Source organism: Desulfosporosinus sp. BICA1-9, assembly GCF_000802135.1.
The window spans coordinates 1-5,533 of sequence record NZ_JUEE01000061.1 but is presented as its reverse complement, the minus strand read 5'-3'; the positions used below and the strand labels follow the sequence as shown (position 1 = coordinate 5,533).

The 5,533-nt window shown below is 45.4% G+C and carries 6 protein-coding genes and 1 pseudogene; 4 read left to right on the top strand and 3 right to left on the bottom strand.

Translation table 11 applies throughout. The annotated features are described in order from the left end of the window. Positions 1-233, bottom strand: a 233-nt coding sequence (locus tag JL57_RS33845) for a reverse transcriptase domain-containing protein (protein ID WP_291299833.1), incomplete at its 3' end; no start/stop codon positions are given. Between the two features lie 4 nt (positions 234-237). After that, positions 238-594 carry a reverse transcriptase domain-containing protein gene (locus JL57_RS33840; protein ID WP_291299832.1) on the bottom strand — a complete coding sequence of 119 codons (357 nt, stop codon included), beginning with the start codon at positions 592-594 and terminating at the stop codon, positions 238-240. A 29-nt stretch (positions 595-623) separates the two neighbouring features. Here JL57_RS33840 and JL57_RS36300 point away from each other — a divergent pair, with 29 nt between their 5' ends. The 3 genes from JL57_RS36300 to JL57_RS07875 all read left to right on the top strand — a co-directional run bounded on the left by JL57_RS36300 (position 624) and on the right by JL57_RS07875 (position 3,530). After that, a complete protein-coding gene (locus tag JL57_RS36300; protein WP_366556995.1) occupies positions 624-890 on the top strand; it encodes a DUF5372 family protein in 267 nt (88 codons plus the stop codon). A 46-nt stretch (positions 891-936) separates the two neighbouring features. Continuing rightward, positions 937-1,284 (top strand): DUF6788 family protein, encoded by a 348-nt coding sequence (locus JL57_RS07880; RefSeq protein ID WP_291299831.1) that lies wholly within the window; start codon positions 937-939, stop codon positions 1,282-1,284. A 179-nt stretch (positions 1,285-1,463) separates the two neighbouring features. Beyond that, the gene (locus JL57_RS07875) at positions 1,464-3,530 is read left to right on the top strand and encodes a recombinase family protein (protein WP_034141512.1); all 2,067 of its coding nucleotides are present in this window, start codon (positions 1,464-1,466) and stop codon (positions 3,528-3,530) included. Positions 3,531-3,590: 60 nt separating this feature from the next. On the opposite strand, the pseudogene JL57_RS07870 reads toward JL57_RS07875, so the two are convergent. Further along, positions 3,591-3,833, bottom strand: a pseudogene (locus tag JL57_RS07870) (group II intron reverse transcriptase/maturase); the annotation flags it as partial. Positions 3,834-4,241: 408 nt separating this feature from the next. On the opposite strand from JL57_RS07870, the gene JL57_RS07865 reads away from it, so the two are divergent. Next, the coding region (locus tag JL57_RS07865) for an IS1634 family transposase (protein WP_034141510.1) at positions 4,242-5,533 on the top strand (1,292 nt) is incomplete at its 3' end.

Genomic DNA, 5,533 nt, shown 5'->3' with positions numbered 1-5,533 from the left:
AAGTTGTACCCAAGGAAATCAAAGCCTTGTCGGGCATCAACGATCTTCGTTTTATCCGGATGCAGAGTAAGCCCGAGTTGACCTTCTAGTATCTCTTTTGCTCCCTTTAATGCTCGTTGCGCTGACTTTTCACTTTTGCATAAGATCAACCAGTCGTCTGCATACCTCACGAGCCTGTAACCCCTCGCCGTCATTTCTTCGTCGAATGGATGCAGGTAGACGTTCGCAAGCAACGGACTAATGCCCCCCCTGCGGGGTTCCCTTGTCTGTTAACTCATATGTGCCATTGACCATGACTCCACTCTGTAGAAAGCTTCGGATTAATTTTAGCATGCTACCGTCACTGACTTCCTTGGCAATTTCATCAATAAGCTTTTCCTGGCTTATGTTTTCGAAGTAGCTTTTAATGTCGGCATCCACTACCCAAACGTATCCCGCTTCTAGAAAGAGTTTAATTCGATCAATAGCCATGTGGGCGCTACGTCCCGGTCTGAACCCAAAACTGCAGTCCAAGAACTTTGGCTCAAATATGGGTTCCAGTACATTGCGCGCTGACTGCTGCGCTACACGATCGCCAATAGAGGGGACGGTCACAGCAGACTGCACATAGTCACAAAAAGGATTTGGGATGCCTAACTATTTCTCATCCTTTTCATCCATTGAAGGGACAAACTTTTAAGATTCTACAAGTCCGTAAGGTTAACGGGATCCGCTTATATTCGGTCGCGACAGAAAGCGGATCTCTTAGCGTGCCTGAATCTTGGACTGATCATGACCCCCTTTCCGCAAACACTTCGGATATGAACTTTCCTTTGGATGCTTTTGTCCTTAGAGATTTACTCAAATTAAGTTCTAAACTAAAAGATAAAACTCTCTCTCCGTCGAAATAATAGATCTATTGACATATTTAGGAGAAGGGGGTAAAATCTTATTAGCATGAATACTGTTAAGAATACTTTGAAATCTATTTCTACCGGCCAACTTGTTGCACGGCGACAAGAATTAGCGGATTCCTTACCACTCCTTGATCAAGTCATTCGTGGTTCTTTAATCACTCGTTACGTCAAGTGTGGTAAGTCTAACTGCCGCTGTGCATCTGGTCAGGGCCATCCCAGTCTCTATTTATCCAATTTGCACGAAGGTAAAACCAGACTGGTCTATGTTCCAATGAGTTGGGAACCCTGGGTCCAACAACGCCTGGATAATTTTCACTGTACCCAAGACATCTTAGTGGAACTTGCAGAAATTAATCTGGAACTTTTACAACGACGTGTTCAGGACTAGCTATGCTACATAGGGAGGAGTGAATAATATGTCTCAAGCCGCCATCTCTTCATCTTGGTCGGCTCAAGAGTCCGTTCTGGCTAGCTTAGTAGGTGATCGTGTCGAAGAAATGGTTTGCGTTTTTTCATCAATTCTTCGCTCCTTTCTGGTGGCAATGCATGAGGAGGGAGATCTAGACAATGTCATCAGTGTCGATCGTGAAATCGATTCATCTGAACCGGACAGCCATTGTTTACATCCGTCAGTCGACGCTTGCCCAAGTCCGGTTTCACAAGGAGAGTACCGAGCGCCAGTATGCGCTACGGGAGAAAGCTTTGAATCTGGGCTGGAGCGAGAATCTAGTTCAAGTCATCGACGAGGACTTAGGCATTTCCGGTACCCACAAGTCCAACCGCCAAGGGTTTCAACGTTTAGTCGGTCAGGTTTCTTTGGGACAGGTGGGAGCCATCTTTGGCTTGGAGGTCTCCCGCTTAGCCCGTTCCTCTGCAGATTTACTTCAACTGCTCGAGATTTGTGCGCTTTACGATACCATCGTTATCGACGAAGATGGCTTCTATGACTTGAATGAGTTTAATGACCGCCTCATCCTAGGTTTTAAGGGAACCATGAGTGAAGCTGAACTACACTTTTTGCGCGCCCGTCTAATTGGCGGTAAGAAGAATAAAGCCCATAAGGGGGAGCTTCGTTTTCCTTTGCCAGTTGGCTATTGCTTCGATTCCGACGGCAGTACGTCTTTTGACCCTGATGAGGCCGTTCAAACTGCTGTTCGGCATGTTTTTACATCGTTCCAAGCTTCTGGTAGTGCCTATGGTGTGGTTAAATTCTTCGCTACGAACGGTTTGCAGTTTCCCAAACGGGCCTATGGCGGTGTTTGGGCTGGCAAACTGATCTGGGGCACGTTGACTCACTCACGAGTTCTTGGTGTTTTGTCTAACCCCGCTTATACAGGGGCTTATTGTTTTGGCCGCTATAAATACCGCAAAAGACTTGACAACCAAGGTGCCTTTAAAACCCATATGGTGCGTCTGCCAAGGGACCAATGGGAAGTGCTCATTCACGATCACCATCCTGGTTATATTTCTTGGACCCAATATGAGGAGAATTTACAGCAACTCCAACAAAACCGCACTAATATTGAGGTAAGTGGCGCGGCTCGGGAAGGTAGCGCCCTATTGCAAGGTCTACTGATTTGCGGTAAATGCGGTAGGCACATGTCAGTTCGCTATACCGGCAACGGTGGCATTCAACCTCGTTACGAATGTAAACAGCGTTGGGAACTCGGTAAAGCTTGCACCTGTTCATCGATTAGAGCTGAACCCCTTGATCAGGCTGTTGCCAAAAGAATCATGGAGATTCTTCAACCTGCTGAACTAGAACTGGCACTTCTTTCTCTAGATAAGCTCATTGGCGAAGATCGTACTGCCAATAAAAGTTGGCAACTGGCTTTGGAACAATCCCAATTTGAAGTAGAGCGAGCTTACCGCCAATATGCTTTATCTGAGCCGGAAAACCGTCTAGTTGTCCGTACATTAGAAGCTAAATGGAATGAAAAACTACTGGCTTTGGGCCAGTTAAAGGAGGAATACGAACAATATAAAGCAAGGCGAGCCTGGTCTCCAACGGATGAAGATCGTCACATGATCCTGCGCTTAGCCGAGGATATTCCTCGCATTTGGAACGCTCCGACGACCACTATGAAGGATAGAAAACGGCTCGTCCGCCTCTTAATTGAAGATGTTACAGTCACTTGCCAACCTCTTGACCCAGATGTACATTTAGGCATACGTTGGCGCAGCCGACACAGCGAACTAATTCACACAAAGAAAGCGTTGCCTCCTTCAATCACCCGCAAGCACGTTCCCGACACAGTTGAACATGTTAAAGAACTGTCTAGGACGATGTCGAGTGCCGAAATTGCGGACCATTTCAACAAGAACGGATACCGTACTCCGGAAGGACGCACATTTACTGAAAGTTCTATTGCCTGGTTAAGGTACCGTTACAAGATTCCTGGATTTGTTAAACATAGTAATGAACTTACCGTTAAAGATGTGGCTTTCAAATTCAACGTGAGCCCTGGAGTTGTATACTACTGGCTTGAAACCGGCAAAATTCAGGGTAAACGATTAGGACCAGGACGGCCATACAGGATAATAATCGACGAAACTACCGAGAAAGAGCTAAGTAAATATACGGATGCTTCAACTAAGATCATTAAGGCAAGAGCCTCAAAAGCCAGGGACTAGCCTAGTCGTTTGGTCTCTTTCCAAAACGTTATTGAGGAGGGTGCATTATGAACTTTCCATCGGAACTCCAAGTATTCTTTGTCCTCCGTTTTTCTTCGGTATTTCTACCGCTTTCACCGGAGGTGGAAAGTAACTACCAGAGGACATCCTATTCCATATCTTGTACAAGTTATCCTTAAGATTCTTCTCGAATTCTTCGATGGACTGGTGATCAACACCAGCTGCTCCTTGCTTCGCTTTGACCCGTTGGTATGCTTCCCAGACCACATTTTTGGAGATTTCAAACGACTTTGTCTTGTCCATACAGTTCCTCCCGTGTTTGGTTGACTGATTTTCAAAACTGGATTTTTATGATGTCCCAATTTATGAAGTACCTCCTTTAAATCTTCAAATATAAAATAATCTAAGAATTGTATCTAACCCATATTCGGCACCCACCCAATAACTCACTGATATTTTCTGGCGCACCTTATGTAAAACATGAAACAAGGTCAATGAACACGGTTTATCAATCTATGCAATTAAGACTAAAAACCAAACTTTTTATGAGCGCCTGCCGCAACAAACGGTATTTATCGTTTGTAAATCAAGAGCCAACATATGGGCTCTTACTCAATGAGTGGTAAATTTGGATTTTTAGTACTGAACAAACAACCTTCCGTCAATTATGATGAGATTAAAAGTCTACCTTTGGGTGGGAGGTGTCTCATCATGGCAAAAAAATCTAAAAAACAAAAAGCAAGACCAAAACGCAGTCGAAAGCCTGTCAAAAGGAAATATGTTCATGGAGTAGAGGAACAAAGGCACACTATTCCGCTAATCTTAGCACTGGCCAACAAGATATTAGAGACGATAGGCTTCGTGGATTTCATCAATGAATCTGTGGAGTGGGATGATGAACAGTGCAAAGTCACACCGGGTCACTTGGCGAAAGCAGTCATTCTGGCTACCTTTTTTGATATACGCGCACCTTTGAGTCTTATCAAAGACCGGTTCCGTGGGATTGATACAGAGTTTTTCTTTGGAGAAGGTATCACCCCTAAGGATTTGAATGACTATGCCATCGGTCGAACTCTCGACAAAATAGCTGAGGGTAATCCGGATCGTTTATTCAGCACGATATGCCTGAGTACCTACGCCATTTACAATATTGCCTTTAAACGGCTGCATTCCGATACAACTACCCTGTCTTTTTATGGGGAGTATGATCTAGACTCGGAGGTTAGTGAAGAAGAAGCCGAGGAAGTACTACAAATCGTCCGGGGGTACAATAAGGATCATAAACCAGAGTGTAAGCAAGTGGTCGTCGGGAAGATCGTGAATGAACACGGCATGCCGCTGGCCAGTCTGAGCATGGATGGAAATACTTCAGATGTGGAGTGGAACCAGAAAGCGTTGGAACTGGTCGGAGACTTGTACGCCGATAAATTATCCGAAGGCATTTATGTGGCTGATTCGAAACTGATGACCATAAATCTGTTTAGAACCCTGATGAACCCTAAGCACCCCATCCGGTTTGTCTCCCGTTGCCCAGCCAATTTCGGTGGCAAACTGGAAGAAAAGATAATCGAAGAAGCCTATGCAGATGGAGAGGCGTGGGCGGAACTCGGGACGTTTGGTAGTGGAAAAAAAGCGTGCTCTTATAAAGGGAAAGCGTATACTAAACCGGTTGATAACCGAGATGTTCAACTGATAGTGGTTTGCAGCAGTGCAGGTGAAGCCCGGTTCCAATCGAAGAAGGAAAAGGTGCGGCAAGCACTCGATCAAGACATCGCAGACACTAATAAGAAGGTGTTTGTCTGCGAGGCGGATGCTCAAGAAGAATGGAAGCGATTCTGCAAGTCACACAAGAAAAGCCTCTACCTCTATGATGTGTCGTTCGTCGAAACCACACAAGAGAAACGCCCGCGCGGCAACCCGGGCAAGAACCCGAAAAAACCTCAGATTATTAGTCAGTGGTCGCTTCGGATTCAGGTAACTGGGGAAGCTGTCGCAGCTATGAC